Annotated in this window: 1 protein-coding gene; it reads left to right on the forward strand. The window is 70.1% G+C overall.

Annotated elements, in window-relative coordinates; all coding sequences use genetic code 11:
* Window positions 1–214 (forward strand): alpha/beta fold hydrolase (locus tag SB660_RS19980; protein ID WP_410584026.1); only part of this gene is annotated, 214 nt, incomplete at its 5' end.
* Window positions 215–281 lie beyond the last annotated feature (67 nt).

Consider the following 281-nt stretch of genomic DNA (forward strand, 5'->3'; position numbering starts at 1 on the left):
GGATGTGCGGGAGCAGGCGGAGCGGGTGACCGTCCCCACGCACGTGATCGCCGCCGATCCTGCTGTCTACAGCATCTTCACCGGCGACCTGGCCGCCGAGGTGCTCGCCGCCAATCCCCGGTTCACGATGTCGGTCGTCGAGGGCGCCGGCCACTCCCTGCACCGCGACAAGCCCGAGGAATCGATCCGCCAGCTCCTGGAGGCCCTGTCATGAGCGACTTCGACCCCGCCGCGTACCTCCCCGACGACCTGCTCGAGCGGATCCGCGAACGCGCGCCGAT

The organism is Bacillus sp. SIMBA_005 (assembly GCF_046535585.1).
Classification (GTDB): domain Bacteria; phylum Bacillota; class Bacilli; order Bacillales; family Bacillaceae; genus Bacillus; species Bacillus pumilus.